Origin of the sequence: Halorussus marinus (genome assembly GCF_004765795.1) — an archaeon.
Classification (GTDB): domain Archaea; phylum Halobacteriota; class Halobacteria; order Halobacteriales; family Haladaptataceae; genus Halorussus; species Halorussus marinus.
Genome location: NZ_SBIV01000002.1, coordinates 332,460 through 358,439, shown reverse-complemented (window position 1 = coordinate 358,439; position 25,980 = coordinate 332,460). Strand labels below are relative to the sequence as shown.

At 69.6% G+C, this 25,980-nt stretch carries 22 protein-coding genes and 3 tRNA genes; 18 read left to right on the top strand and 7 right to left on the bottom strand.

Annotation, left to right across the window (positions count from 1 at the left end):
• The first annotated feature begins 68 nt into the window (after window positions 1-68).
• Window positions 69-644 (top strand): DoxX family membrane protein, encoded by a 576-nt coding sequence (locus EPY72_RS05760; protein WP_135805830.1) that lies wholly within the window; start codon window positions 69-71, stop codon window positions 642-644.
• Between the two features lie 298 nt (window positions 645-942).
• A complete protein-coding gene (locus EPY72_RS05755) occupies window positions 943-1,713 on the top strand; it encodes a class I SAM-dependent methyltransferase (RefSeq protein ID WP_135805829.1) in 771 nt (256 codons plus the stop codon).
• A 186-nt stretch (window positions 1,714-1,899) separates the two neighbouring features.
• On the opposite strand, the gene gnd is transcribed toward EPY72_RS05755, so the two are convergent.
• Window positions 1,900-2,805 (bottom strand): phosphogluconate dehydrogenase (NAD(+)-dependent, decarboxylating), encoded by a 906-nt coding sequence (gene gnd, locus EPY72_RS05750; protein WP_135805828.1) that lies wholly within the window; start codon window positions 2,803-2,805, stop codon window positions 1,900-1,902.
• Between the two features lie 227 nt (window positions 2,806-3,032).
• On the opposite strand from gnd, the gene EPY72_RS05745 reads away from it, so the two are divergent.
• The 3 genes from EPY72_RS05745 (at window position 3,033) to EPY72_RS05735 (ending at window position 7,479) form a co-directional block, all read left to right on the top strand.
• The gene (locus tag EPY72_RS05745; protein WP_135805827.1) at window positions 3,033-5,660 is read left to right on the top strand and encodes a valine--tRNA ligase; all 2,628 of its coding nucleotides are present in this window, start codon (window positions 3,033-3,035) and stop codon (window positions 5,658-5,660) included.
• Between the two features lie 118 nt (window positions 5,661-5,778).
• Complete coding sequence (locus EPY72_RS05740) at window positions 5,779-6,870, top strand: aminopeptidase (RefSeq protein ID WP_135805826.1); 1,092 nt, start codon at window positions 5,779-5,781, stop codon at window positions 6,868-6,870.
• Between the two features lie 63 nt (window positions 6,871-6,933).
• Window positions 6,934-7,479, top strand: coding sequence for a hypothetical protein (locus EPY72_RS05735; protein ID WP_135805825.1), 546 nt, complete (start codon window positions 6,934-6,936; stop codon window positions 7,477-7,479).
• A gap of 1 nt (window position 7,480) precedes the next feature.
• Here EPY72_RS05735 and EPY72_RS05730 read toward each other — a convergent pair whose 3' ends face one another.
• From EPY72_RS05730 to cca, 3 genes are all read right to left on the bottom strand, one after another.
• A complete protein-coding gene (locus tag EPY72_RS05730) occupies window positions 7,481-8,482 on the bottom strand; it encodes a matrixin family metalloprotease (protein ID WP_135805824.1) in 1,002 nt (333 codons plus the stop codon).
• A 137-nt stretch (window positions 8,483-8,619) separates the two neighbouring features.
• Window positions 8,620-8,985 (bottom strand): hypothetical protein, encoded by a 366-nt coding sequence (locus EPY72_RS05725; RefSeq protein ID WP_135805823.1) that lies wholly within the window; start codon window positions 8,983-8,985, stop codon window positions 8,620-8,622.
• Between the two features lie 148 nt (window positions 8,986-9,133).
• A complete protein-coding gene (cca, locus tag EPY72_RS05720) occupies window positions 9,134-10,531 on the bottom strand; it encodes a CCA tRNA nucleotidyltransferase (protein ID WP_135805822.1) in 1,398 nt (465 codons plus the stop codon).
• Window positions 10,532-10,639: 108 nt separating this feature from the next.
• Here cca and EPY72_RS05715 point away from each other — a divergent pair.
• Window positions 10,640-10,712 (top strand) — tRNA-Asn (locus EPY72_RS05715).
• Window positions 10,713-10,744: 32 nt separating this feature from the next.
• On the opposite strand, the gene EPY72_RS05710 is transcribed toward EPY72_RS05715, so the two are convergent.
• A complete protein-coding gene (locus EPY72_RS05710; protein ID WP_135805821.1) occupies window positions 10,745-12,094 on the bottom strand; it encodes a hemolysin family protein in 1,350 nt (449 codons plus the stop codon).
• A 129-nt stretch (window positions 12,095-12,223) separates the two neighbouring features.
• Here EPY72_RS05710 and EPY72_RS05705 point away from each other — a divergent pair.
• The 8 genes from EPY72_RS05705 to EPY72_RS05670 all read left to right on the top strand — a co-directional run bounded on the left by EPY72_RS05705 (window position 12,224) and on the right by EPY72_RS05670 (window position 19,943).
• Window positions 12,224-12,327: transfer RNA gene (locus tag EPY72_RS05705), tRNA-Ile, on the top strand.
• A 315-nt stretch (window positions 12,328-12,642) separates the two neighbouring features.
• The gene (locus EPY72_RS05700) at window positions 12,643-14,658 is read left to right on the top strand and encodes a hydantoinase/oxoprolinase family protein (RefSeq protein ID WP_135805820.1); all 2,016 of its coding nucleotides are present in this window, start codon (window positions 12,643-12,645) and stop codon (window positions 14,656-14,658) included.
• On the top strand, window positions 14,655-16,271 hold the full coding sequence (locus EPY72_RS05695) for a hydantoinase B/oxoprolinase family protein (protein WP_134670976.1): 1,617 nt from the start codon (window positions 14,655-14,657) through the stop codon (window positions 16,269-16,271). The genes EPY72_RS05700 and EPY72_RS05695 overlap by 4 nt, the downstream gene beginning before the upstream one ends.
• Window positions 16,272-16,521: 250 nt before the next feature.
• A tRNA-Phe gene (locus EPY72_RS05690) sits at window positions 16,522-16,595 on the top strand.
• A gap of 171 nt (window positions 16,596-16,766) precedes the next feature.
• On the top strand, window positions 16,767-17,276 hold the full coding sequence (locus EPY72_RS19670) for a hypothetical protein (RefSeq protein WP_210423495.1): 510 nt from the start codon (window positions 16,767-16,769) through the stop codon (window positions 17,274-17,276).
• Window positions 17,276-17,980 carry a ferredoxin Fer gene (gene fer / locus EPY72_RS05680; RefSeq protein ID WP_135805819.1) on the top strand — a complete coding sequence of 235 codons (705 nt, stop codon included), beginning with the start codon at window positions 17,276-17,278 and terminating at the stop codon, window positions 17,978-17,980. Before EPY72_RS19670 ends, fer begins: the two co-directional genes overlap by 1 nt.
• 115 nt (window positions 17,981-18,095) lie before the next feature.
• The gene (locus EPY72_RS05675; RefSeq protein ID WP_135805818.1) at window positions 18,096-19,541 is read left to right on the top strand and encodes an MATE family efflux transporter; all 1,446 of its coding nucleotides are present in this window, start codon (window positions 18,096-18,098) and stop codon (window positions 19,539-19,541) included.
• 207 nt (window positions 19,542-19,748) lie between these two features.
• Entirely contained in the window at window positions 19,749-19,943 is a 195-nt protein-coding gene (locus EPY72_RS05670) for a cold-shock protein (RefSeq protein WP_134670972.1), read from the top strand.
• Between the two features lie 119 nt (window positions 19,944-20,062).
• On the opposite strand, the gene EPY72_RS05665 is transcribed toward EPY72_RS05670, so the two are convergent.
• Window positions 20,063-20,893 carry an aldo/keto reductase gene (locus EPY72_RS05665; RefSeq protein ID WP_135805817.1) on the bottom strand — a complete coding sequence of 277 codons (831 nt, stop codon included), beginning with the start codon at window positions 20,891-20,893 and terminating at the stop codon, window positions 20,063-20,065.
• Between the two features lie 99 nt (window positions 20,894-20,992).
• On the opposite strand from EPY72_RS05665, the gene EPY72_RS05660 reads away from it, so the two are divergent.
• From EPY72_RS05660 to ygfZ, 4 genes are all read left to right on the top strand, one after another.
• Complete coding sequence (locus EPY72_RS05660; RefSeq protein ID WP_135805816.1) at window positions 20,993-21,838, top strand: hypothetical protein; 846 nt, start codon at window positions 20,993-20,995, stop codon at window positions 21,836-21,838.
• Between the two features lie 101 nt (window positions 21,839-21,939).
• Window positions 21,940-22,470 (top strand): 50S ribosomal protein L16, encoded by a 531-nt coding sequence (locus tag EPY72_RS05655; protein WP_134669668.1) that lies wholly within the window; start codon window positions 21,940-21,942, stop codon window positions 22,468-22,470.
• 94 nt (window positions 22,471-22,564) lie between these two features.
• Window positions 22,565-23,431: an ATP-grasp domain-containing protein gene (locus tag EPY72_RS05650; protein ID WP_135805815.1), complete on the top strand. Its 867-nt coding sequence runs from the start codon at window positions 22,565-22,567 to the stop codon at window positions 23,429-23,431.
• Between the two features lie 111 nt (window positions 23,432-23,542).
• A complete protein-coding gene (gene ygfZ, locus EPY72_RS05645; protein WP_134669664.1) occupies window positions 23,543-24,667 on the top strand; it encodes a CAF17-like 4Fe-4S cluster assembly/insertion protein YgfZ in 1,125 nt (374 codons plus the stop codon).
• Here the strand turns inward: ygfZ and EPY72_RS05640 are convergent.
• The gene (locus EPY72_RS05640) at window positions 24,664-25,662 is read right to left on the bottom strand and encodes an AI-2E family transporter (RefSeq protein ID WP_134669662.1); all 999 of its coding nucleotides are present in this window, start codon (window positions 25,660-25,662) and stop codon (window positions 24,664-24,666) included. The two genes, ygfZ and EPY72_RS05640, sit on opposite strands and share 4 nt — an antisense overlap.
• Window positions 25,663-25,980: the final 318 nt, after the last annotated feature.

Sequence of the window (25,980 nt, the reverse complement as noted above, 5' to 3'; positions counted from 1 at the left end):
TGATAGCAGGTATCTCAGTAATTTGATATAGGTGTCGCGCGTCTCCAAGCGTACGGAGATTCTCTCTCATGACTACCAGTACACTCAACCCCGACTCCAGCAACACGTTCACCAGCACTATCGGCGGATACACCGTCAGCGGGCGGGCTCACAGCCTGAGCGCGTGGTTCGTCCTCTCGCTCCGACTCATGATGGGCTGGGCCTTCGCGTACTCGGGGTTCACGAAGCTCGCCGCCGCCGAGCCGTTCAGCGCCGGCGGCTACCTCACGAACGTCGCGGCGGCAAACGCCAACCCCCTCGCGGGACTGTTCGCGTGGATGGGCTCGACGCCGTGGTTCGTGGAGTTCGCGAACGTCGCGGTGCCGTGGGGCGAGCTCCTCATCGGGCTCGGGCTCCTCGTCGGCGCGTTCGTCCGGCTCGCGGCGTTCTTCGGGGCCTTCATGATGCTGATGTTTTACTTCGGCAACTGGGAGATGGCCCACGGGTTCATCAACGGCGACTTCGCGTACATGCTCGTGTTCCTCGCGGTCGCGGCGTTCGGCGCCGGCCGCATCCTCGGCGCCGACGCGTTCATCGAGCGCTACGCGGTCGACGGCGAGCCGCTCGTCGAGCGCCACCCCGTGTTAGCCTACGTCCTCGGGTGAGGAATCGCGACCGGGTTCACGTCCGGGCGTGAACTCGGAAACGCTTTGGCGAGCGGGCCCTCGGGTCCGACGCGTGAAACGACTCTGGGTGGCGGGCGGGCTCGCTTCGCTCGTTCTGGCGATCGCTTTCGGGATCGCGGCGCCCACTACTCGGTCTCTGTCGTCACCTGTTGACCGTCGCGTGGCCTCCCACCGGCGGTCCGGCGTCGCGACCCGCCGATCGGCCGCGACCCAGTTTTGTGGGACACGATACCAAACCGGCGGGAGCTTGATACGGCGCTGGACTGAACAGTCGCCGATGGCCGACCACCGACGGGAGAACCGACGGCTCTGGAACGAATGGAGCGACGACTTTCAGGCCCTGTGGAACGCCGAGACCGCCGAGGGAGGGCTCCCGCCGGCCCCGTCGCCGTTCGGGCCCGACGCCCCGGGCGGTCCCCAGCCCGACCTCCTCGATTCGATCGAGGGGAAAGCGTACGTCGAACTGGGGTGTGGCGGCGGGCAGGGAAGCGTCGGCACCGCCCGACTCGGCGCCGAGCCCGTCGTCGGCGTCGATCTCTCGGGTGAGCAACTCGAACACGCGAAGCGACTGCGGGACCTGTACGGGGTCGACGCTCGGTTCGTCGCCGGCGACGTGACCGCGCTTCCGTTCGCCGACGACAGCTTCGACGCGGCGTCCTCGGAGGCGGCGTTCCAGATGGTCGAGCGGATCGACAGGGCGCTCGGCGAGGCCCACCGCGTTCTGCGACCCGGCGGCGTCTTCGTGCTCAGCGTGCCACACCCGCTCTCGGAGGCCCTCGACCCGGAGACCGAGACGTTCGAACGCGGATACTTCGACACCGGTCGCCGGGAGATCGCGATCGACGAGGCGTACGACTCCTCGCTGATCGTGTTCGACCGAACGGTCGGGGACCTCCACGACGCGCTGGTCGAGGCCGGCTTCGAGGTCCGACGGCTGATCGAGCACAGGCGCCACGAGGTCGTCGAAAACGACCCGGCCGACAGCGACCTGCCCGATCTGCTGTGGCAGGTGCCCCAGAGCGTTCGGTTCTGGGCGGTCGCGCGGTGATCGCTCGCCGCGCTCGGCTCGCGGATCTATTCGTCGCGTCGCGCGACCTCGTGGCGACCGAAGCCGACGACCGTTTACTGCGCTCGTGGCCCGCGAGCCACTCGCTTGCAAACCGTCGATGAAAACCGTCCTCGCTCCCGTCGGTCGCTCGTCGGGCCGCTCGCTCGCCGCGCTCGGCTCGCGGATCTATTCGTCGCGTCGCGCGACCTCGTGGCGACCGAATCCGTACCGGAGCCGGTTCGCCAGTCTGCGCGAGAACCGACCCTCGTCGGGCGCTCGCGAGCCGAACCGCTCGGCGAGCGCCTGATAGATCAGCGGGAGCGGGACCTCCTGTTCGAGCGCCTCCTGGACGGTCCACGTCCCGGTCGAGCCGCCGGCCACGTAGTCGTCGACCGTGCCGAGGTGGGTGCCCTCCTCGCGGAACGCCTCCTCGCAGAGTTCGAGGAGCCACGACCGGATGACAGCGCCGTTGTTCCACGTCCGGGCGACCGCTTCGAGGTCGAGGTCGTACCGGCCCTCCGCCAGCAGTTCGAAGCCCTCGCCGTACGCCTGCATCAGCGCGTACTCGACGCCGTTGTGGACCATCTTGACGTAGTGGCCCGACCCGGCCGGCCCCATCCGGTCGTGGCCCGCCGGCCCGGTCGCGACCGCGTCGAAGACCGGGGTCAGCTCCCCGTAGGCCCACTCCGGGCCGCCGATCATCAGCGAGAAGCCGAGTTCGGCCCCGGCGGGACCGCCCGAGGTGCCACAGTCGAGGTACGCGGCGTCGGTCGAGTCGGCTCGGCGCGTCGAGTCCTCGAAGTGGGAGTTGCCGCCGTCGACCACGACGTCGTCGGCGCCGAGGTGCGGTTCGAGGTCGTCGAGAGCGGCGTCGACCGGCTCGCCCGCCGGCACCATGAGCCAGATGCGCTTCTCGTCGCCGAGGCGTTCGGCGAGGTCGACCACCGAGTCGGCGGGGGTCGCGCCCGCGTCGGCGGCGTCCGCGACCGCCTGCTCGTCGAGGTCGAACGCGACCACGTCGTGGCCCGCGTCGAGTACCCTGTCCACGACGATCCGGCCCATCCGGCCCAGTCCGATGACGCCCAGTTGCATGGGCGGTCGTGGTTCGGGAGCGAAGGTAGTGGTTGCGGTTCGACTCGGGCGTGCGCGTTCGATCACGATGGGGACGCGAGGCGTCCCACGCAACGAGAACCTTTATCAGTACCCGACTGTTTCGGTTTCGTATGAGGCTGACCGCGTCGGTAGTACGTTGAACCGTCCAGCGCAACGGCGCGTCTTTCTCGCCGGATGACCTCTCCGACAGAGTCAGCTATTCCACTATGACAGACGTTCCCGACAGCTACGACCCCGAGACAGTCGAACCGAAGTGGCAGGAAGCATGGCGCGGCTCGGAGGTGTACAACCCCGACGGCGAGCCCGACTACGTGGTCGACACCCCGCCGCCGTACCCCACCGGCCAGCTCCACATCGGCCACGCGCTGGGCTGGAGCTACATGGACTTTGCCGCCCGATTCCACCGGATGCTCGGCGAGAACGTGTTGTTCCCGCAGGGGTGGGACTGTCACGGCCTCCCAACCGAGGTGAAAGTCGAGGAAGAACAGGACATCCACCGCACCGACGTCCCGCGCGAGGAGTTCCGAGAGCTCTGTGTCGAACTCTCCGAACGCCGGATCGACGGGATGAAAGAGACGATGCACGCGATGGGGTTCTCGCAGGACTGGTCGGCAGAGTACCGCACCATGGACCCCGAGTACTGGGAGAAGACCCAGCGGTCGTTCGTCGAGATGGCGGAGGGCGACGAGGAGGAGAGCTACGTCTACCGCGACGAACACCCCGTCAACTGGTGTCCGCGCTGTGAGACCGCGATCGCCGACGCCGAGGTCGAGAACGTCGACCGCGAAGGGCGACTCCACTACGTCACCTTCGACGGGGTCGACAACGACGACATCGAGATCGCGACCACTCGCCCGGAACTGCTGGCGGCCTGCGTCGGGATGGCGGTCGACCCCGACGACGAGCGCTACGCCGACCGGGTCGGCGACACCTTCGAGGTGCCGCTGTTCGGCCAGGAGGTCGAACTGCTGGCCGACGACGACGTCGACGGCGACTTCGGCACCGGCGCGGTGATGATCTGTACGTTCGGCGACAAGCAGGACGTCGACTGGTGGGCCGAACACGACCTCGACCTGCGGCCGGTGTTCACCGAGGACGGTCGGCTCGGCGAACTCGCCGGCGAGTACGAGGGCCTGACCGTCGAAGCGGCCAAGACCACCATCGCCGAGGACCTCGAGGAGGCGGGCTACCTCAACGACACCGAGCCCACCGACCAGTCGGTCGGGGCGTGCTGGCGGTGTGACACTCCGATCGAGATCCTCTCGAAAGAGCAGTGGTTCGTGGAGGTCCGACAGGACGAGATCCTCGAGAAGGCCGCCGAGGTCGAGTGGATTCCCGACCACATGTACGACCGCCTCGAAGACTGGACCGAGGGGATGGAGTGGGACTGGGTGATCTCGCGCCAGCGCGTGTTCGCCACCCCGATCCCGGCGTGGTTCTGCAACGACTGTGGCCACGTCCACGTCGCCGACGTCGAAGCGCTCCCGGTCGAGCCCACCGAGTCCGACCCGGCGATCGAGGCGTGCCCCGAGTGCGGGGCCGACGACTGGGAGGGCGAGACCGACGTGATGGACACCTGGATGGACTCGTCGATCTCCCCGATGCACGTTCAGGGGTGGCCCGACGCCGACTTCGAGCCGACGACGCTCCGCCAGCAGGGCCACGACATCATCCGGACGTGGGCGTTCTACACCCTGCTCCGCGTGACGGCGCTCGAAGACGAGGTGCCTTGGGAGGAGGCGCTGATCAACGGGATGGTGTTTGGCGACGACGGCCACAAGATGAGCAAGTCCCGGGGCAACGCGGTCGGCCCCGAGGAGGCCGTCGAGGAGCACAGCGCCGACGCGGTCCGGCAGGCGCTCGCGCTCGGCGGCCAGCCCGGTAGCGACATCCAGTTCCAGTGGAAGGAGGTCACCTCCGCCTCGCGATTTCTCACCAAGTGCTGGAACATCTTCCAGTTCGCAAGCGAGCACCTCGACGAGGAGACTCCCGAGATCGGCGCGCCGGCCTACCGCGACGCCGACCAGTGGATCCTCACGAAGCTCGCCGACACCGCCGAGACGGTCGAGGCCGACATGCGCGAGTACCGCTTCGACAGCGCGCTCCGCGAACTCCGGGAGTTCGTCTGGGAGGATCTGGCCGACGACTACCTCGAACTCGTGAAGGGCCGCCTCTACGAGGGCCGGCCCGGCGAGCGCGACGCCGCCCGCCACGCGCTGTACACCGCGGTGTCGGCGTCGGTCCGGATGCTCGCGCCGTTCGCGCCCCACTTCGCCGAGGAGGTGTACGACCACCTGCCCGGCACCGAGGGGAGCGTCCACGCCGCCTCGTGGCCCGACGCGGCCTTCGAGGGCGACGAGGACGCCGAGGCGAAAGGCGACCTCATCGCCGAGGTCGCCAGTACGGTCCGGGCGTGGAAGTCCGACGAGGGGATGGCGCTCAACGCCGACCTCGACCGGATCGAGGTGTACTCCGATCAGGGCCGGGGCTACGACACCTACGACCTGAGCGAGGCGGTCAACGCGCCCGTCTACCTCGAAACCGGCTCGCCGAACGTCGAACTCGTCCCGGTCGGCGTCGACCCCGACCACAGCGTCATCGGCCCGCAGTTCCGCGACGAGGCGGGACAGGTGGTCGGGGCACTGGAGTCGGCCGACCTCACCCAGCTCAAAAACGAGAAGGAGATCGAGGGCGAGATCTCCCTGGAGGTCGACGGCGAGAGCGTCTCCATCGACGGCGACGCGGTCGAGATCGAGGAGGAGTACCGCGCCGAGAGCGGCGAGGAGGTCGAGGTTCTGGAGACCGAGCGCGCGACCGTGCTGGTGTTCCCCTGACTCGGGGTCCGACCCACCGATCGCGCCGTCGCGCCGCGCCACGCCGGCGCTTCTGACCGAGCGTCGGGCGTGTGCCCCGAACCGTCGCCGTTTTCACCGACCGCTCCGACTCCGAGGTATGGATCAGCGAGTACACGACCACGCCGAGGTTCTGGTCGACTGGAGCGCGCGGATCGAGGCCGGCGACGACGTCGTCCTGCGGGTCGACGACGGCGCCCACGAGCTGGCGGTCGCGGTCGCCGAGGTCCTCGGCGAGCGGGGCGCGAACCTGCTGGCGACCTACGCGTCCGACGAGATCGAGGCCGCGTACCTCCGGGGCCACGACGGCGACTTCGAGGAGAACCCGGGCTTCGAGGCCGCGATGCTCGAACGCGCCGACGCGGTGCTGTCACTGCGTGGCGCGTCGAACACCGCCGAGCGCGCGGCCGTCGCGGGCGAGACCCGCGCGGCCTACCGGAAATCACGGGCGGCGATCCGGGAGCTTCGGATGGACACCGATTGGGTGTCGACCCAGCATCCGACCCGAGCTCACGCCCAGCAGGCCGGGATGGGAATCGCCGAGTACCGCGAGTTCGTCTACGACGCCGTCCTGCGCGACTGGGAGAGTCTGGCCGAGGAGATGGCCCGACTCAAGGACCTGCTCGATTCGGGGAGCGAGGTCCGCCTCGTCGCGGACGACACCGATCTCACGATGTCTATCGAGGGTCGGACCGCGGTCAACAGCGCGGCCTCGGTCGCCTACGACTCGCACAACCTCCCGAGCGGGGAGGTGTTCACCGCGCCCGCCGACCCCGAGGGCGAAGTCTCCTTCGACGTCCCGATGACCCACGACGGCGCGCGCATCCGCGACGTCCACCTGACCTTCGAGGACGGGGCGGTCGTCGACTGGTCGGCCGAGGTCGGCGAGCAGGCGCTCGAGTCCATCCTGACGACCGACGAGGGCGCCCGCCGGCTCGGCGAACTCGGCGTCGGGATGAACCGCGGCATCGACCGGTTCACCGACAGCATCCTCTTCGACGAGAAGATGGGCGACACCGTCCACCTCGCGGTGGGTCGGGCGTACGACGCCTGTCTCCCCGAGGGCGAGTCGGGCAACGAGTCGGCGGTCCACGTCGACATGATCACCGACGTGAGCGAGGACTCGCGGCTGGAGATCGACGGCGAGGTGGTCCAGCGCGACGGGCGGTTCCGCTGGGAAGACGGCTTTTGACCCGAATCCGGCTCCGAGCGTCGGGCGTGTGATATTTCAGGTCGCGGCGACGACGCCTCTTCTATGGTCCGACGGCGCTTGGCCGATCTGCCCGCCCGCGAACTCGTCGCTCTCGGCCTCGTCTCGCTCCTGTTGGTCGGACTCGCGGCGCGGAACGTGATCGAGGCCGACTCGGTCGAGCAGGCGATCCGGGCGGTCGCGATCGTCGCCGCCCTCGGGGGCGTGTTCGGCTACCGGCTCGCGAGCCGCCACCTCTCGTCGGGTCGCGACGGGGCGCTGGCCCTGCTCGCGGTCGCTTTCGTCGCGGGCGTGCTCGGGGTCTTCGCCCCCGAGGCCTTCGACGCGGAACTGGTGGTCGGGCTCGCGGCGCTCGGACTGCTCGGTCTCGCGCTCCTCGTCGAGCCCCACGTCGACCTCTCGACGCGGGCGTTCGGCGGCCTGCTGGTCGCGGTCGGGTTCGCGATCGTCGCGGCCGAACTCACCGTCTTCGACGGCGGCCGCGGAATCGTCCTCGGCGCGCTGATCGCCGTTCTCGGCGCCGCCACGGTGGTGAATCCCGAGGGGCTCGAAGCGATCGACGAGCGGGTCGGGCGCGACGACGGCGAATGAGCTACGTCCACCACTCGGTGCGCCGGTCCTCGTAGGTCGCGTTCCGGAAGGGGTCGGGCCACTCGGACTCGGCCTCGAACCCGAAGCCGTAGCCGACCCAGTAGCCGACGTGCCACCCCACGGCGTCGGTCTCGACCCGCGAGAGAGTCACCCGGAGTTCGTCGTAGCGTTCGAGCGCGCCGTCGCCGTCCGGATCGACCCCGTGAACCCGGCCACACGAGCCGGTGCCGTCCCGACACGGCAGGTCGTCGCTGACGTTCACGACCACGTCGGCGTCGGTGCGGTTCTCGACGAACTCGTAGGTCACGTTCGCGGGGACGGTGCCGTTCGCGCCGTCGGCGTAGTAGTCGAGTGCGCGCCGGACCTGCTCGCGAACCGCGGGCTCGCCCCCGTCGTCGACGTACACGCTGAAGTTCGAGTCGGTCCACGGGAGCCGGCGCTCGGTCGCGTTCGCCCGCGGGAGGGTCGCGAGCTCGGAGGTCGGCGACATCACCGCCTGCGGTCGCGCGGAGTGGTTCAGCCCGAGGACGTGCCCGAGTTCGTGTTTCAGGATGAGCCGCGTCGAGGCGTTGGCGTACGAGCCGACGACGTCGACGGTGACCGGCGGGGAGACCTGACTCGACCCGGTGACGAACGGCGCACACCCCGCGGCCCCGGTGACGTTCGCACACGAGTCGATGCGGTCGACGAACCGGACCACGACGTCGGGGTCGTCGGCGTCGCGGTCGAGTTCGAACTCGACGGGGTAGCCGACGTATCGGCTGGAGTTGTTCGACCAGAACGCGAGCGACGACCGGACCAGCGGTTCGAACTCCCGAGAGGCGTTCGTCGTGTCGTTGACCGCGACGGTCAGCGTGGTCCGGCCCCACGGGTTCGTCCGGTCGGGGGCCGCGTCGGTTAGCGCGCGCTCCGGGGCAGTCGTGGCCGCGTCGTCGATTCCGGGCGTGGCGGTCACGCATCCGGCGAGCACGAGGAAGACCGCGACGAGCAGTGTGCGCCACATCGAGTCCCACGACAACGCTATCGCTCATCAATGTTTAGTGCTTATTTGAAAAAGGGACCGCCTGTGGCGAGGTAAGCAACGGGGTCCTCGCGCGAGTTGGCCCGGCTTATCCGGGCCGTTCGGACCCACCGGGTCGGCTACTCGGTCGTCCACTCCAGCGCCGCCTCGTAGTCCGAGAACGTCTCGGTCTCGATGTCCGGGATGTCCCCGACCGAACTCGCGACCGCCATGCTCTTGATGCCGTCCGAGACCATCGCCCACTTCGTGATGCCGTAGGACTTGCCGACGCGGGCGGCCTCGGCCGCCTTCTCGTAGACGCCCTCGTGGAGCGCCTCCTCCATCTCGACGAACGAGATGTGGGCCGTCACTTCCTCGTCGGTGGCGAGCTCTTCGAACCGCTCGTTTACCTTCGCGAACTCGGCCTCGTCGGCGGGCATCCCCGCGGTGAAGTGCGCGACGAGCGTGTTGCCTTCGACGTACAGCTCCCATTCGGACTCTGTCATCGAACGGTAGACGGCGGCGGTATCGGATTAACGTTCGTATTCGTGCCGAAAACCATAGTATCGCCGACAAACGGGGCGAGCGCGTCCGTCTCGGCGCTCGGCGCCGAATCCGCACGAGGGAGGCCCGACGAGGCCCACCGCGGACCGGTTACGGCCCGGGATCGAAGTACCGAGCCAGCTCCCGGCCGAACTCCTCGGCGAGGTCGGCGACCGCCTCGCCGACCAGCACGTCGTAGTCGGTCCGGAGTTCGCGCTCGACGCGCACGCCGAGCGCAACGTCGAGGATGGCGTCGCTCTCGAGGAACGTCGCGGCGGTGGAGAACTCCCGGTCGCGCTCGACGACGTACCGGTCGCCGTCGACGAACGGGCCGTAGTCGTCGCCGTCGGCATACTTGGTGTAGAACCCCTCGGCGTGGTCTCGGACGTGGACCGGCGGGCCCTCGTGGCGCTCGATCGCGGGGCGCTCGGCGACTTCGAGCTCCGCGAACAGCGCCGCCGACTCGTCGGCGAACGCCGCCGTCCGGAGCACGTCGAACCCGCGACGGTCGAGCTCCTCGCGGAGGCCGTCGAGGGACTTCCGGAGCTGGGGGTAGAGCTGGTCGTCGACCACGTCGGGCGCGTCGAACCGCACCGCGACCGGCGCGGTCGCCCGCCGCCGGACGTGCTCGCGGACCGCATCCGCGGTGAGGGGCTCGACCCGCTCGGCGACGAACAGCGACTCCCGGGGCGAGTCGAGCAGTTCGCGAGCGTAGTGCTGGAGGCGCGCGACGTTCTCGGGCGCACAGACCGCCGCGACGTTGCGCTCGGGATCGGTCGGGTCGATCACGACGAGGGGGTCGTCGAACTGCTCGCCGGCGTCGCCCGGCGTCGAGTCCGCCCCGTCGGCTCGGCCGTGGTCCTCGGGGTCGAACCGGACCGGCGGGTGCCACTCGGCGGCGGCTTCGATCGTCGCCCGGAAGCTCCCGTGTTCGAGGACGAGCAGTTCGGTGAGATACCCCGAGAACCCCCGGGTCCGGAGGTCGCTCCCGTACGCACCGATCCCCTTGAGGAACTGCTTGAACAGCCGGACCTCGCCGGCGAGCTCGGGGTCGAGGCGCTTGGCGACGTAGTCGTTGTGAAACGGTGTGCGGTCGACCGCCGACTGGATCTCGGTCGCCGAATCGAGCCGGTAACACGGCACGAGGTCGACGTCGAAGCCGTCGAACTCGCCGACGACGTAGGGATGCTCGGCGTACTCCTCGCGGCCCTCCGGGAGCACGGCGTGGCCGACTTCGAGGCCGTACTCCTCTAAGTCCTCGCGGGGCAGATCCGGGGGAAACCGGACGAACAGGTCGATGTCCCGATCGCCGCTGATCCACGTCCCGCGGGCGGTGCTCCCGACCTGCCGGAGGTCGGCCTCGACGGGGAGGTCGGCGACGGCGTCGGTCGCCCGCTCGCGGAGGACCGCGACCGCCTCGGCCAACCGCTCGCGCTCGCGCTCGTCGGGAGCGATCCGCTCGCCGACGGCCTCGACCACCGCCTCGAATGCCGACTCGTCGCCCGTCATTACGCCACGGTTACCGCGCCGGCGCCGAAAGCGTATCGCCTCGCCGCCCGCGGGCGAAAACGAAAGCCCTATCAAAGGACTCCCGCATACGATAGAATGCGTTCGGAAGCCGTCGTAGCTCAGCTGGTAGAGCGCCACGCTGTTAACGTGGTGGTCCCAGGTTCGAGTCCTGGCGACGGCGCTTCTCTCGGCGACTATCACGACGAGTCCCGGCTACGTCCCGTCGTCCGCCACGAGCGTCTCGGGGCCCGGCAGTTCGATTCGGACCTCCAGCACCCGGTTGTTCTCGGCGGTCTCGACGACGAGGCCCACCCCGTCCTCGGTCACCGACTCGCCCTCCTCGGCGAGCCGACCCGTCCGGTCGAACATCAGACCGGCGACGGTCTCGAACCCGCCGTCCTCGGGGAGCGCGGTGCCGAGCGCCTCGTTGACTTCGTGGACGTTGAGCTCCCCCCGGACGACGGCGGTGTCGTCGTCGAGCCACCGGACGGGCACCGTCTCGGACTCGGTGAGTATCTCGCCGATGATCTCCTCGACGATGTCCTCGATGGTGACGACGCCCGCGGTGGTGCCGAACTCGTCGACGACGACCGCGAGCCGGCGCCGTTCGGTTCGCAGTTCGGTCAGCAGTTCGTCGACGTCTTTGGTCTCCGGAACGACGAACGGCGCGCTCGCGACCTCCCGGACCGACCGCGAGCCCCCGCGCTCGCGGGCCGCAAGCAAGTCCTGTACGTCGACGATCCCGACCACTTCGTCGAGGGTGTCCTCGTACACCGGCAGTTGGGTGAACCCGGTCTCGACGCAGACGTCGATCGCCGCCGAGAGGTCGGTGTCGGCGGGCACGCCGACCACGTCGAGCCGCGGGACCATCGTCTCTTTGACGATGCGGTTCCGGAACCGGAGGAGTCGCTGGAGCATGCGGTGTTCGTCCTCGCTGAACACGCCGTCGCGTTGCCCGGCCTCGATCATCTCCCGGATCTCCGAGCGCGTGACGTAGGCGGCCTCGACGTTCCCCTCGCTTCCGGTGGCTCTGTTGATGACTCTGGTCAGGAAGTCGAAGACCTCGACGAGGGGGTACAGCGCGTACTGTGCGGCCCGGAGGGGTCGAGCGATGCGGAGGGCCCACGACTCGCTGTGCTCGACCGCGAACGACTTGGGCGCGCTCTCGCCGAACAGCAACACGACCGAGGTGATACCGAACGTCGCGATCAGCACCGACTCGGTCGCGCCGAAGTGGAGTCCGAGCACGCCGGTCGCGATGCTCGACATCGCGATGTTGGCGACGTTGTTCCCGACGAGGATCGTCACCAGCAACCGCCGCGGATTCGATTTCAGGTCGGCGAGGGTCCCGGCTCCCGGCGCGCCGCTCTCGACCAGCGCGCCGATTCGGTGGTCTCCGAGCGAGAAGATCGCGATCTCCGAGGACGCGAAAAACGCCGACAGCAGTATCAAAACCCCGATCGCGGCGACGCCTACCGCGGTGATGGTCCCGCGCGACGCCTCGGCGGCGACGAACGCGACGGCCGGGTCGGCGAGGCCCCGCGACGGATCGAGTGCGTGCATACGGCCCGCTACGGTCTCGACACCTAAAGGCCCGAGATTCGACGCCCGCGCCGCCGCCTCGCCGCGACCGGGGTCGCGGTCGCGCCGAACCGAAGTCATTTAAAGAATCGGCGCTTTACGTGGATCTGCGGGCCCGTAGCTAAGTCTGGTAAAGCCCCCGGCTCATATTGGGACTGGAAATCCAGTGCCATGGGACACCGGGTGACTCCTTGGTTCGAATCCGAGCGGGCCCACGTTCCTCTCCTCGGTAGTGTCGCGTCCGGCGTGGGACGTCCGATCGGGTCAGCGACCGAAGGTCGGATTCGAACCCCGCGAGTCGCAGGCGCGCGAGGGAGCGAACGCGACCGAGCGGAACCGTCTCGCACCGGTTCGAATCCGAGCGGGCCCACGTTCCTCTCCTCGATAGCGTCGCGTCCGTCCCGTCGCCCGCCGGGGCTCGTCGCTTGCTCCGACCGCTACGATGATTAGCCTGTGGTCGGTAGGACCGCTCGAATGTCTGTACTCACACCGACCCCGCGTCGACCCGCGGCTCCGACGGGAGGGCGCCCGTGACGGGACCGCGCATCGGCGTCGACGTCGGTGGCACGTTCACCGACGTGACGCTCGTGACCGGCGACGGCGAGCTCGTGACCGCCAAGGTACCGACCACCGCCGACCAGAGCGAGGGCGTGATCGCCGGGATCCGGAAGGCCTGCGACGACGCCGGCGTCGATCCGAGCGCGGTCTCGGAGTTCACCCACGCGATGACCGTCTCGGTCAATGCACTGCTCGAACGCGGCGGCGCTCGGACGGCGCTGGTGACCACCGAGGGGTTCGGCGACGTGCTCGAAATCGGTCGCCAGACCCGCCCCGACCTCTACGATCTCGACGCCGAGAAGCCCGCTCCGCTGGTGCCCCGACGCCGGCGCTACGAAGTCGCGGAGCGTGCGACCCTCGACGGGATCGAGACGCCCGTCGACCCCGACGACGTGCGGGCGATCGCGGCCGACCTCCGCGAGTCGGGCGTCGAGAGCGTCGCGGTCGCCTTCCTCCACGCCTACGCCCACCCCGAGAACGAGCGCCGGGCGGCCGAACTGCTCCGCGAGGAACTCGACGTGCCGGTCTCGGCCTCCCACGAGGTGCTCGCGGAGTTCCGGGAGTACGAGCGCACCGCGACGACCGCGGTCGACGCCTACGTCACCCCGGCCATCGACGCCTACGTGGGCCGGCTCGAAGCCCGCGCCGCCGAACTCGGCGTCCCCGCGCCCCGGATCATGCAGTCGAACGGGGGCATCGCCGACGCCCGGACGGTCCGGGACAAGGCGGTCACGACCGTGCTCTCGGGCCCCGCGGCGGGCGTCGTCGGCGCGAACCGGGCGGCCGAACGCGTCCGGGCCGACCGCGACCTCGCCGGGCTGGTCACCTTCGACATGGGCGGGACGTCGAGCGACGTGAGCCTCGTCCGGGACGGCCGAGCCGAGCGGACCACCGACGCCAGCGTCGGCGGCGTCCCGGTCCGGGTGCCGATGGTCGACGTCCACACCATCGGCTCGGGCGGCGGGAGCCTCGCGTGGGTCGACTCGGGCGGCGCGCTCCGGGTCGGCCCCGAGTCGGCCGGCGCGGAGCCGGGGCCGGCGTGTTACGGCAAGGGCGGCGAGCGCGCGACCATCACCGACGCGAACGTGGTCCTCGGATACGTCGGCGCGAGCACTGCGCTCGGCGGCGAACTCGAACTCGACGAGGCCGCGGCCCGCGACGCGCTCGCGGCCCTCGCCGACGAGGCGGGGCTCGACTCGCCGCTGGCGGCGGCCCGGGGCGTCTACGAGGTGGCGAACGCGAAGATGATCCGGGCCATCCGGTCGGTCACGGTCGAGCGGGGCTACGACCCCCGGGCGTTCGGGCTGGTGGCGTTCGGCGGCGCGGGGCCGATGCACGCCGCGCCGCTCGCCGACGCCCTCGGGGTCGACACGGTCGTCGTTCCGGTCGCGGGCGGCGTCCTCTCGGCGTACGGCCTGCTCGACGCCGACGAGAAACACGACGCGGTCCGGACCCGGCTGACGCCGCTCGCGGAGGCCGACCCCGACGAGGTCGACGCCGACCTCGCGGCGCTCCGCGCGGCGGCGCTCGCGGACGTGGCCGACGGGGCCGACGCCGCGGTCCGGCTCTCGGCGGACTGCCGGTACGCCGGCCAGAGCTTCGAACTCGAGGTGTCGATCCCCGAGTCGTTCGACCCCGACGCGGTGCGCGAGCGCTTCCACGACGCCCACGAGCGGGCGTACGGCTACCGAGTCGACGAGGCGGTCGAGCTGGTGACTCTCCGGGCCACCGCCCGCGTCGAACGCGGCGTCGACGACACCGCCTACGAGGCCGGCGGCGACAGTCTCCTCGGAACGCGGGAGGCCGCATTCGGCGATGCGGTGTACGAGACCGAGATCCACGACCGGCTCGCGCTCGCCCCCGGGGACGCGGTCGACGGCCCGGCGGTCCTCGAACAGGCCGAGAGCACGACCGTGGTGGCGCCCGAGTGGCGAGCCACCGTGCAGGCCGACGGCACCGCGGTGCTCACGCGGGGGGCGGACCGATGAGCGCCGACTCCGAGATCGACCCGGTCACGCTCGAAATCCTGCGCAACCAACTGGAGGGGATCGCCGAGGAGATGGGACAGGTCCTGATCCGCGGGGCATACTCCCCGAACATCAAAGAGCGCCAAGACTGCTCGGCCGCGCTGTTCGACGCCGACGGCCGGATGGTCGCGCAGGCCGAGCACATCCCCGTCCACCTCGGCGCGATGCCCGAGGCGGTCGCGGCGATCCGGGACGAGGACCCAGAGCCGGGCGACGCCTTCCTGCTCAACGACCCGTTCGCGGGCGGGACCCACCTGCCCGACGTGACCATCGTCTCGCCGGTCGCGCCCGACGGCGAGATCGTCGGCTACGCGGTGACCCGCGCCCACCACGCCGACGTCGGCGGCATCTCGCCGGGGAGCATGCCCGCCGGCGCGACCGAGATCTACCAGGAGGGCGTCCGGATCCCGGGGGTTCGGCTCGCGACCGCCGACGGTCGGAACGACGACGTGCTTGAACTCCTGCTCGCCAACGTCCGCAACCCCGACGAGCGCCGGGCCGACCTCCGGGCCCAGCTCGCGGCCAACGAGCGCGCCGAGGACAGGGTCGGGGAACTGCTCGACGACCACGGTCCGGCGCGTCTGCGGGCGGCCTTCGACGCCGTCGTCGACTACTCCCGGGAGCGCGTCGAGGCCGAACTCGAAGCGATCCCCGACGGCACATATCGCGCGGCCGACGCGCTGGAGGGCGACGGCGTCACCGACGAGGACGTGCCGGTCGAGGTCGCCGTCACGATCGACGGGACGGGCGTCGACGTGGACTTCGCGGGCACCGCCCCGCAGGTCGACGGGAACCTGAACGCGCCGCTGGCGGTCGCCAAGAGCGCGGTCTACTTCGTGGTCCGGGCGGTGACCGATCCCGAGATCCCGCCGAACCACGGGTGCTACGATCCGGTCGACGTCCGCGCGCCCGAGGGGTGTCTGTTGAACCCCGAACCGCCGGCGGCGGTCGTGGGCGGGAACGTCGAGACCAGCCAGCGCGTGACCGACGTGGTGCTCGCGGCCTTCGGGCAGGCGATCCCGGGCGCGGTGCCCGCGGGGAGTCAGGGCACGATGAACAACCTCATCATCGGAAGCCGGGCGAGCGACGGCTACACCTACTACGAGACCATCGGCGGCGGGTTCGGCGGCCGGGCCGGCGCCGACGGGATGGACGGCGTGCAGGTCGGGATGACCAACACGCTCAACACCCCGGTCGAGTCCATCGAGACTGAGTACCCCCTCACCGTCGAGCGGTACGCGCTCCGACCCGACAGCGGCGGCGACGGCGAACACCGCGGCGGACTCGGAATCGAGCGGTCGGTGCGCGTCGAGACCGACTCGGTGGTGTCGCTGTTGACCGAACGCCGGCGCCACGCCCCCGAGGGCCGGGCCGGCGGCGACGACGGCGCGACCGGCCAGAACCGAATCGACGGCGAGTCGGTCCCGGCCAAGACCACTCGCGACGCCCCGGCGGGGACCACCGTCACGGTCCGGACGCCGGGCGGCGGCGGGTACGGCGACCCCGACGACAGGGACCCCGCGGCGCGCGACCGCGACCGCGCCGACGGCAAGGTCACCGACGACGCCGAGTGACCCCTCCTCGCTCGCGCCGGCGGATCGACCGTCGGAGGGCTACGCGAGGACGGTTCCGCAGTCCGGACACGCCTCGTCGACGACGGTGACCCGCGCGTCGCAGTCCGGACAGAACTCCAGGTAGCAGGCTCGATCGCCCATGCGTGACACACGGTCTCACTCGTCATAGGCGTTTGGCCGGCGTCGCCGACGCCGCGCTTTCGGCGTGTTTCGAAACCCTTTTCTTTTCGTTGGGCCTCGTATCGAGTGCGCCGCCTTAGCTCAGACTGGGAGAGCACTCGACTGAAGATCGAGCTGTCCCCGGTTCAAATCCGGGAGGCGGCATTTTCCTGCGAACGAAACTGCTCCGCGAATAGATTCGACCCGATCCGTCAGCTCTGCGCGTCTCGTCCACGATCCCACCCGTTCGATCTGCCGAACAGTATCGGTCGTGCAGTCCCCCTCTCTGGGGATGGATGCGAAAAGATAAGCATCCGTGACAGTTCATCTATCGCAATGATCGAGTGGCTCGGTGGAGAGGGATACGTCGTCGATATTGCCATCCCGCTGTTCGGCATTCTGCTGGTCGGAATCAGTTCGAGGGTAGCCGAGACGAACGGGAGCGAGCGTTACGTTTTCCCGGCGTTCTGCTGTTGGCTGGGATACGAGGTTCTGCTCGGACTCGAAGCGGGCACCCTCGTCGCACTGCCTCGACCGCTCGGCTCGATCGGTGCCGTGTTGCTGTTGGTCGGGTTTCTCGGATGCTCTTTCGCGGCCTCTACGCTTCGTGGAAAGCACGAGAACCGTCCGGGTCCTCGGCGTGAGGTCGCCGACAGGCGCGCCGAATCGGGTTCGCGGTGGCTCTTGGTCGCGGGGCTCACCGAAGCGTCCACGCGGGTCCGACGAACTGACCCCGTCTCCGCGAACGTCGCGAGCGAGCCGCCGGTCGCGAATCTGCCCCGAACTACCGGTCGACTCCACACCGAAGCCAAGACTTATGTCTGGGATTTCGCTAGCGTCAGGTGATGCAGTCCCCGTTCGACGTGTTACGCGTCGACACAGACGCCGAGGAGGCGGAGATAGAGCGGGCGTACCGCGAACGCGTGAAGGAAGCTCATCCGGATCAGGGCGGGTCGGTCGAGGAGTTTCAGGCGGTCCGGACCGCCTACGAGCGGATCAAGGCCGGCTACGTCGAGGACGGTCGGCCGCCCGATTCCTCGCCCGCACCCGACCCCGGCGCCGATCCTGACCCCGGCGCCGAGTCCGAACCCCCGGGCGACGCCCCCCGCGGAGAGCCCGAGCGTGCCTACTCGGAGGTCACCTACCTCAACTACGACGTCCTCGCGGACTTCGGGTGGGAGACCGACGACGAGGACCTCTTCGAGAAGGCGGGCGACGCGGGGCTCGACGACGACGATTACGGGCGCTTTGCGGTCGAACCCGGGGAGTCGCTCCTCGAAGCCGCCGAGGCGGACGGCTACGCCTGGCCGTTCGCCTGCCGGGGCGGGGCGTGCGCCAACTGCGCGATCAAGCTCGTCGACGGCGAACTCTCGATGCCCTCCAGTCACGTCCTCCCGTCCGATTTGATGGAGCGGGGCATCCGGCTGTCGTGCAACGGGATGCCCATCACCGACGAGCTGAAAGTGCTGTTCAACGTGAAACACATGCCCGAACTCGGCGACCTCCTGTTGCCCCCCGACCCGTTCGAGAAGGCATATCCGAACGACTGACCGGGCCGGACGCGACTCGCTCGGGCTCGCGTCCCTACTTTGGAATCGCGGCGAGACGCCGAAGACTCCTCACGGAAAGAAAACGTTTACCTTCGATTCGAAACACTGTTTGGTCGTGGTCCGCTTTCCGAACCCCGTCCGGCTGCTCATCCTCTACATCGGGCTCGCGCTCGCTCGCGCGGGCGTGGTAGACCCCGAGCACGTCCGGCACACGACCGACCTCGCGTGGCCCCGGATCGTGACCGGCCTCGCGCGGATGTCGAAAAACGCCGTCGACGTGGCGATGGTCGGGGTCGCGGTCGGCCCGGTCGCCATCGCGGGCGTCGGGTTCGCGTCGCCGTACTGGGGTATCGCGTTCTCGCTGGGCGGCGGGCTCGCGGGCGGCACCATCGCGCTGGTCTCCCAGCGCTACGGCGCCGAGGCGTTCGACGAGCTCGGGGTCGCGGTCCGGGCGAGCGCGGCGCTGGTGGTCGCGGTCACGGTGCCGGTGACCGCGGCGTTCTGGCTGTTCCCGGCCGAACTCATCTCGGTGATGACCGACGATGCGCGAGCCATCGAACTCGGCGCCGCCTACCTCCGGACGCTCGCGGTCGGCGTCCCGTTCGCGGGGCTCAACCTCATCGGGAGTCGGATCTACATCGGCGCCGACGACGCCTGGACCCCGATGCTGGTCCGGGCCGGCGGCGCCGTCGCCAACATCGCGCTGAACGCCGCGTTCATCTTCGGGCTGGAGATGGGCGTCACTGGCGCGGCGCTCGGGACCGTGCTCGCGAACGTGGTCGTGACCGCCGCGTTCGCCGCCGGCCTGATCGCGGGTCGACTCCCCGGCGCGGGCGAGCTCCCGGTGCGGGTCGACCCGTTCGGCTCGTACGTCCACGTCGAGACGATGCGCGATCTGGTCACCATCGGCCTGCCGGTCGTGGGTCGCAACCTCGTCTGGACGGTCGCGAAGTTCCCGATGCTCGCCATCGTCGGGCTGTTCGGCCCGAGCGTGGTCGCGGCCTACGTCATCGCCCGGCGCATCTGGGGGCTGATGAACACGCCCGGCTGGGGCTTCGGGCTGGCGTCGAGCAGTCTCGTCGGACAGGCGCTCGGGGAGGGCGACGAGCTCGGGGCCGAGTCGTACGCCCGGGACGTGATCGCGTTCGCGGTCGCGACCTACGCGGTCGCCGCGGTGCTGGTCGCGGCGTTCGCCGAACCGATCGTCGGGCTGTTCGTGGGCGACGCGACCGACCCCTCGATCCCGGTCGCGGTCGGGCTCGTCTACGCCGCCTGCCTCGCGGTGCTGGCCCAAGGGGTCAAGGGCGCGGCCGCCGGCCCGCTCGACGCCAGCGGCGACACCCGCTGGCCCTTCTACAGCCAACTCGTCGGGATGTTCGGCTGTGCCATCCCGATCGCGTATTTGGGCGCGACCACGTCGCTGGGGATCGCGGGGCTCTACCTCTCGTTTCTCGGGGAGACGATCGTGCCGGCCGCGATCAACTACTACCGCTTCTCGACCGGCAAGTGGAAGGCGATCAGCCGGGACTTCCGGCCCGACGCGCCCGTCGCGGACGACTGATACTGGCGGCTGTACTTACGCGAAAAGCTCGTTCGGAGACGCCAGTGTGTCAATCCATAACGACTCTCCGGCGACTGGAGAGTAAAGTAGCTACAGCCGCCAGTACGAGCCGGGACCCGCGGTCGCTCCTCGCCCATCGTCGTCGCGGCTCGTGGTAGCGCGTCTCTCGGAACCCTTATCAGTCCCCCGCGTCTCTCTTTAGAAGCAATGGCAACAGGTACGGTCGACTTCTTTAACGACACTGGCGGCTACGGTTTCATCGACACTGAGGATGCGGACGAGGACGTTTTCTTCCACATGGAAGACGTTGGCGGCCCGGACCTCGAAGAGGGAACTGAGATCGAGTTCGACATCGAACAGGCGGACAAGGGTCCGCGCGCGACCAACGTCGAGCGCCTCTAAGTCGGTTTTTACTGACTGCGCGAGACGATCAGACGGTTTTTCTTTCGACGCTACCCCGACAGCCCCGGCGCCGTCGGTTCGAGGGAGGGCGTGTCGTGATAGGTCGGAAAAGTCGCTCTCTACTCGCTGAGCCGTGCGAGTTCGTCCTCGGAGAGTTCGACGTCGGCGGCCCCGACGTTCTCTTCGAGGTGCTCGACGCTCGACGTCCCCGGGATCGGGATCGTCACGTCCGAATGGTGGAGGAGCCACGACAGCGCGACCTGCCGAGCGGTCGCCTCGCGGTCGCCGGCCACGTCCTCCAGCACGTCGGCCTTCTCGCCGAGGTCGCCCCCGCCGATAGGGAAGTACGGGATGAAGCCGATGTCGGCCTCCTCGCAGGCTTCGAGCACGTCCTCGTGTTCGCGGTTGCCGACGTTGTACTCGTTTTGGACGGTCGCGACGTCCACCACGTCGCGGGCGCGGTCCAGTTGCTCGACGTCGACGTTGCTCAGCCCGACGTGCTCGACCAGCCCGTCGTCTTTGAGCTCGGCGAACGTCTGGACCACGTCCTCGAACGGCCCGTCGACGTCGGGCGTGTGGAGCTGGTAGAGGTCGATGGTGTCGACGCCGAGCCGATCGAGGCTACACAGCACCTGATTCCGGACGAAGTCCGGCCCGCCGTGAGGGAGCCACTCGCCGTCCCGGTTCCGGAGCAGTCCGGCCTTGGTCGCCACCACCGCGTCGTCGGGCGAGAGCGTCTCGCCGATGATGCGCTCGCTGACCCCGGGGCCGTACGAGTCGGCGGTGTCGACGAAGTCGACGCCGAACTCGACCGCCCGCTCCAGCACCGCCCGGGCCTCGGCTTCGTCGTCGGGCCGACCGATGATGTCGTCGCCGGTCAGCCGCATCGCGCCGAAGCCGAGCCGGTTCACGGTGAGATCGCCGCCGATGTCGAACGTGTCTTCGACCATACGCGTCCTGCGGTCGCCGGCTCATTAGTCGTTCGGGGCGGAGCGGGACCTGCCGCTACCGGGCGAGCGCTTTTTGCCCGTCGCGTCGAAGCAACGCCGATGGTCGACGGCTCGGATCCGGGCGGCGCCTTCGCGTACCCGCGGTCGGCGATCGCCCTCGACCTCGCGGGAGTGGCGGCGGTCGCGCTCGCGCTCGTCGGCGTCCACGTCCTCGCTCCCGAGGCGGTCCACGACCGACTCGCGTTCGACCACGGCGCGTTCGCGCCCGAGACCCTGCTCACGTCGGCGTACGTCCACGCCGGCGACGCCCACCTGCTCAACAACCTCGGGGGGTTCGTCTCGCTTTCGGTCGTGACGTATCTGGCGTGTCTCACCGCAGGTCGTCGGGCGTGGTTCCGCCGGACGTTCCCGGTCTTGCTGGTCGCGCTCCCGGTGGCGGTCAACCTCACGAGCTACGTCGCCCTCGAGGCCCGCTATCCGGGCTCGACGCCGATCTCCCGGGGGTTCTCGGGCGTGGTCGCGGGGTTCGGGGGGTTCTTGCTGGTCGCGCTCGGGGTCCAGCTCCGGGCCAACTACTCGCGGGCGACCGCCTTCTTCGTCGGCCAGTTCACGGTCGTGTTGCTGGTGGCCGAACTGCTGTGGATCTACGCCGACCGCGTGAGTCCCTTCGAGGGCGGCGCGGTGGCGGTCGGGCTCGCGTCGGCGGTGTCGGGCATCCTCTCGCGCGGGCACGGCCGGCGGTTCGGCGACGACCACTTCCGGCAGGTCGGGCTCGACCTCGTCTACGTCGGGCTGGTGGTCGCGCTGTTGGTGTGGCTCGTCTACGGCCTCTTTCCGGCGCGACCGACCGCCGACGGCTCGTTCACCAACGTGTTCGCCCACGCCGCGGGGCTGGTGGAGGGCGGACTGCTCGCGGCGCTGGCGCTCGTGGCGGTCCGGCGCTGAACGGCGCCGGCGGGCGGCGTTCGCCCGGCTGGTGGCCCGAGCGTCCGACGTGCCTTCGAAGGGTTTATCCCCGCAGTGACCTTCAGAATCCAGTAATAACCATGTCGGACAAACCCGCCTCGATGTACCGGAAGATCGACAAGCCGTCGTACACTCGCCGCGAGTACATCACCGGCATCCCCGGGTCGAAGATCGCACAGCACAAGATGGGCAACGTCGACACCGACCCCGAGGACTACCCCGTCCAGATCAGCCTCATCACCGAGGAGGAGGTCCAGCTCCGCCACGGCTCGATGGAGGCCTCCCGGCTGTCGGCCAACCGCCACCTGCTGAAAGAGCTGGGCCAAGAGAACTACAAGATGATCCTCCGGAAGTTCCCCCACCAGGTCATCCGAGAGAACAAGCAGGCGACCGGCGCGGGCGCGGACCGCGTCTCCGACGGGATGCGCCAGTCGTTCGGGAAGATCGTTGGTACGGCCGCCCGGATGGGCGCCGGCGAGCGCATCTTCACCGCGTGGTGTCAGCCCGAGGACGCCGACGTCGTCAAGGACGCGATGCGGCGCGCGTACAACAAGATCTCCCCGCCCTGCCGCGTGAAGGTCGAGAAGGGCGAGGAACTGCTCGTCGCGTAACCCGATCCCGACCGCTCGCGCGACGCGGCCCGAACGCCGGGCCGCCGCGACCGGTCGATCAAACCTTTTCACCCGAGGCTCCCACCACTCTCGTATGCTGGATCTGGCGGTCGCGTACCGAGAGGAGACGTTCGAGCGGATCCGCGAACCCCTCGCAGAGCGCGGGATCCGGATCCACCACGTCCCCAGCGAGGGCCGGACGATCCCGCTCGGGGACCCGCCGTGGGATCCCGAGTCGTTCGACGCGGGGTTCGTCTACCCCTCGCGGACGATGGAGGGCGGCGTCCTCGACGCCATGCTCGCGGTCCCGTGGGTCAACGACCGCGAGGCGGTGCTCACCTCCCGGAACAAGGCCGGCGCGATCGCGGCGCTCGAACGGGCGGGCGTGGCGGTCCCAGAGAGCGTGGTCGTCTCGAACCCTGCCGACGAGTCGGACCTGCTGGCGGCGTTCGACCGCTTCGACCCGCCGGTCGTGATCAAGCCCAACTCCACGACTAGGGGCGTCGGCGTGGCGAAGATCGGCGACGCCGACTCCTTTCTGGGCGTGACCGACTACCTCGATCTGGTCCACGACTACCGGGCGACCGGCGACAAGTCGTTTCTGGTCCAGGAGTACCTCCCCGACGCCACCGACGTCAGGGCGATGGTGGTCGACGGCGAGTGCGTCGGCGGGGTCGAGCGCCGCCTGCCCGACGCGGCGGGCGCAGACCGCTGGAAGCACAACGTCCACCGCGGCGCGGCGGCGACCGGCGTCGACCTCTCGGCGGAGCTCCGGTCGCTCGCCGAGGCGGCCGCCGACGCGCTTGACGTCGACTTCCTCGGGGTCGACATCCTCGTCTCGGGCGACCGCGCGGTCGTCAACGAGACCAACGCCCGCCCGACCGTCGACGCCGAGACCAAGTACGACCCCGGCTTCTACGACCGACTGGCCGACCTGATCCGCGCGACCGCCGAGCGCTGAACCGCGGCCGCCGGGCGGGCCGCCGCCCCGCCGGCCCGCCGGTGGGAGTCGGCTCTCCGGTGCGCTTCCGAACCCGACCGTTTAATCCCGGTGCCCGCCCAATCGATGCCCATGACAGTCATCGAGGACCAGCAGTCGGACCTCGGCGCCGAGTTCACCGAGGTCGGGGGGCGATCGATCCCGGCCCACTACGGCCGGGCCGATCGGGCCCACCGAGCGGTCCGAAACGTGGTCGGGGTCACCGAGATGCCCTACGGCGTGGTGGTCGTCACCGGCGAGGATCGGGTCGAGTACGTCGACAACGTGGTCTCGAACCGCGTGCCGACCGCCGACGGCGAGGGCGCCTACGCGCTGTTGCTCGACCCGCAGGGCGGCGTCGAGTTTGACATGTACGTCTACAACGCCGGCGACCGGCTGTTGCTGTTCGTGCCGCCGGGCGAGGCCGGGGGGCTGGCCGAGGAGTGGCGCGAGAAGGTGTTCATACAGGATGTCGAGATCGAGACCGCGACCGACGGCTTCGGCGTGTTCGGCGTCCACGGCCCGCAGGCCACCGAGAAGATCGCGAGCGTGCTCAACGGCTCCGGGACGCCCGAGGGCCACCTCTCGTTCGTCCGCGGGCGGATGGCGGACGTGGGCGTGACGGTGATCCGGACCGACGCCCCGACCGGCGAGGAGGGCTACGAGGTGGTCTGTACGACCGGCACCGTCGAGACCGAGACCGGCGTCGAGCGCCCGAACGCCGAGGTCGTCTACGAGACCCTGCTCACCCGCGGGCTGAACGCGACCCCGTTCGGCCGCCGGACGTGGGAGTCGCTCACCCTCGAGGCCGGCACGCCGCTGTTCGAGTCCGAACTCGCGGGCCGGATTCCGAACGTCCTCGGGCTCCGGAACGCGGTCGACTTCGAGAAGGGCTGTTTCGTCGGTCAGGAGGTCGTCTCCCGGGTCGAGAACCGCGGCCAGCCGAGCCGGCGGCTGGTCGGCCTCCGGACGAACGACCGGCCCGAGCCGGGCGCGGCGGTGTTCGACGGCGACGAGGCGGTCGGCGAGGTCACCCGCGCGATCGAGAGCCCCTCCCGGGGCGAACCGCTGGCGTTCGCGGTGGTCGAGTTCGCGGTCGGCGGCGACGACGCGCCGGTCCTGACCGTCCGGGTCGACGGCGAGGAGTCGCTGGCGTCGGTCGAGCGCCTGCCGTTCGTCGACGGGAGCGATCGGTCGGCCCGGGTCCCGGAGTACTAGGCGTACTCGCGGGCCGCCACCGCGACCAGCGACTTCGCGAACCCGAGCACGATGGGACCGACGAAGATGCCCGCGAAGCCAAACACCGCGAGGCCCCCGAAGATCCCGACCACGAGGATGCTGGGATTGAGGTTCGCGCTCCGGCCGCCGACGACCGGCCGGAGGTAGTTGTCGGTGAGGTTCACGACGCCGAACCCGTAGACCAACAGCGCCGCCCCGCCCACGAGGTCGCCGGTCGCGAGCAGGAACGCCCCGGCCGGGATCCAGATGAACATCGAGCCGACGAACGGCAACAGCCCGAGCACCACCGCCAACACCGTCCAGAACAGGACGTTCGAGAACCCAAGCACCGCGAGCGCGATCCCGGTTAACACCGCCTGCACGACCGCGATGACCCCCTGAGTGATGAGCACCGCGTACGTGAGCCGGTCGAGTTCCGCGAACAGTTCCTCGCGAACGTCCGGGCCGAGCGGCACGACCTCTCGGACCCACGCGACCGCGTCGGCGCCGTCGACGAGCAGGTAGTAGAGGACGAACCCGAGCACCGTGACGCCGACTAGCGCGTTCGACGCCCCGCCGACGACGCCCGGCGTCTCCTGTAACACCCGTCCGAGCCCGGACTGCGCCATCGAGACGAGCTCCTGTCCGAGGTCGCTGTCGATGAACTCCCGGACGAACGCGACGTCGATCGCGCCCGACTGGACGCCCTCGACGACCGCGACCGCCTGCCGGACGACGACCCGAACCAGCAACAGAAAGGGGAGCACGAACAGCACGGTGGCCCCGAGCATGAGCGCGAGCGCCGCCGCCCGGGGTGCCAGACGCGGTCCCAACCGCTCCTCGAATCGGGGCGCGAGCCGTCGCTGGAGCGGCCAGAGGGTATAGGCCAGAAACACCGCGAGCGCGACGAACGTGAAGAACGGTCGGACCACCAGCCACGAGAGGTAGATCGAAATAGCGACGAGGGCGGCGACGAACGCCCGTTCTGCATCCATGCGGACCTGTACGCGAACTGCCGAGAAAAGCCCGATGGTCGCCCGCGGCGGCGGCCCAGCGCGGACCCCGGTGGCGAGGCCGTTCGGCACTCGTCGAAAGCGTGAAAAGGCGGGATGGGCCCGTCCCGCTGGCGTCTGTGGTTGGCTGGCTCAACCCCGTCTTTCGGGATGTCGGCCGTGGTTCGGGCCGGAGGAGGCGACGCCGTGATACGCCTCTGGGTAGCAAATCGTTCCGTCCGCGTCGCCTCCTCGGAGCCGAGTTCGTGCCGTGTGCTAATAAATGTCACGGCTATCGGAGCGCCGAACGCGCCCTCGAAA

What these genes read in the sequence shown, in the direction of transcription:
- EPY72_RS05760 (WP_135805830.1), top strand. Translation starts at nt 69, where the DNA reads ATGACTACCAGTACACTCAACCCCGACTCCAGCAACACGTTCACCAGC.
- EPY72_RS05755 (WP_135805829.1), top strand. Translation starts at nt 943, where the DNA reads ATGGCCGACCACCGACGGGAGAACCGACGGCTCTGGAACGAATGGAGC.
- gnd (WP_135805828.1), bottom strand. Translation starts at nt 2,805, where the DNA reads ATGCAACTGGGCGTCATCGGACTGGGCCGGATGGGCCGGATCGTCGTG.
- EPY72_RS05745 (WP_135805827.1), top strand. Translation starts at nt 3,033, where the DNA reads ATGACAGACGTTCCCGACAGCTACGACCCCGAGACAGTCGAACCGAAG.
- EPY72_RS05740 (WP_135805826.1), top strand. Translation starts at nt 5,779, where the DNA reads ATGGATCAGCGAGTACACGACCACGCCGAGGTTCTGGTCGACTGGAGC.
- EPY72_RS05735 (WP_135805825.1), top strand. Translation starts at nt 6,934, where the DNA reads ATGGTCCGACGGCGCTTGGCCGATCTGCCCGCCCGCGAACTCGTCGCT.
- EPY72_RS05730 (WP_135805824.1), bottom strand. Translation starts at nt 8,482, where the DNA reads ATGTGGCGCACACTGCTCGTCGCGGTCTTCCTCGTGCTCGCCGGATGC.
- EPY72_RS05725 (WP_135805823.1), bottom strand. Translation starts at nt 8,985, where the DNA reads ATGACAGAGTCCGAATGGGAGCTGTACGTCGAAGGCAACACGCTCGTC.
- cca (WP_135805822.1), bottom strand. Translation starts at nt 10,531, where the DNA reads ATGACGGGCGACGAGTCGGCATTCGAGGCGGTGGTCGAGGCCGTCGGC.
- EPY72_RS05710 (WP_135805821.1), bottom strand. Translation starts at nt 12,094, where the DNA reads ATGCACGCACTCGATCCGTCGCGGGGCCTCGCCGACCCGGCCGTCGCG.
- EPY72_RS05695 (WP_134670976.1), top strand. Translation starts at nt 14,655, where the DNA reads ATGAGCGCCGACTCCGAGATCGACCCGGTCACGCTCGAAATCCTGCGC.
- EPY72_RS19670 (WP_210423495.1), top strand. Translation starts at nt 16,767, where the DNA reads ATGATCGAGTGGCTCGGTGGAGAGGGATACGTCGTCGATATTGCCATC.
- fer (WP_135805819.1), top strand. Translation starts at nt 17,276, where the DNA reads ATGCAGTCCCCGTTCGACGTGTTACGCGTCGACACAGACGCCGAGGAG.
- EPY72_RS05670 (WP_134670972.1), top strand. Translation starts at nt 19,749, where the DNA reads ATGGCAACAGGTACGGTCGACTTCTTTAACGACACTGGCGGCTACGGT.
- EPY72_RS05665 (WP_135805817.1), bottom strand. Translation starts at nt 20,893, where the DNA reads ATGGTCGAAGACACGTTCGACATCGGCGGCGATCTCACCGTGAACCGG.
- EPY72_RS05660 (WP_135805816.1), top strand. Translation starts at nt 20,993, where the DNA reads ATGGTCGACGGCTCGGATCCGGGCGGCGCCTTCGCGTACCCGCGGTCG.
- EPY72_RS05655 (WP_134669668.1), top strand. Translation starts at nt 21,940, where the DNA reads ATGTCGGACAAACCCGCCTCGATGTACCGGAAGATCGACAAGCCGTCG.
- EPY72_RS05650 (WP_135805815.1), top strand. Translation starts at nt 22,565, where the DNA reads ATGCTGGATCTGGCGGTCGCGTACCGAGAGGAGACGTTCGAGCGGATC.
- ygfZ (WP_134669664.1), top strand. Translation starts at nt 23,543, where the DNA reads ATGACAGTCATCGAGGACCAGCAGTCGGACCTCGGCGCCGAGTTCACC.
- EPY72_RS05640 (WP_134669662.1), bottom strand. Translation starts at nt 25,662, where the DNA reads ATGGATGCAGAACGGGCGTTCGTCGCCGCCCTCGTCGCTATTTCGATC.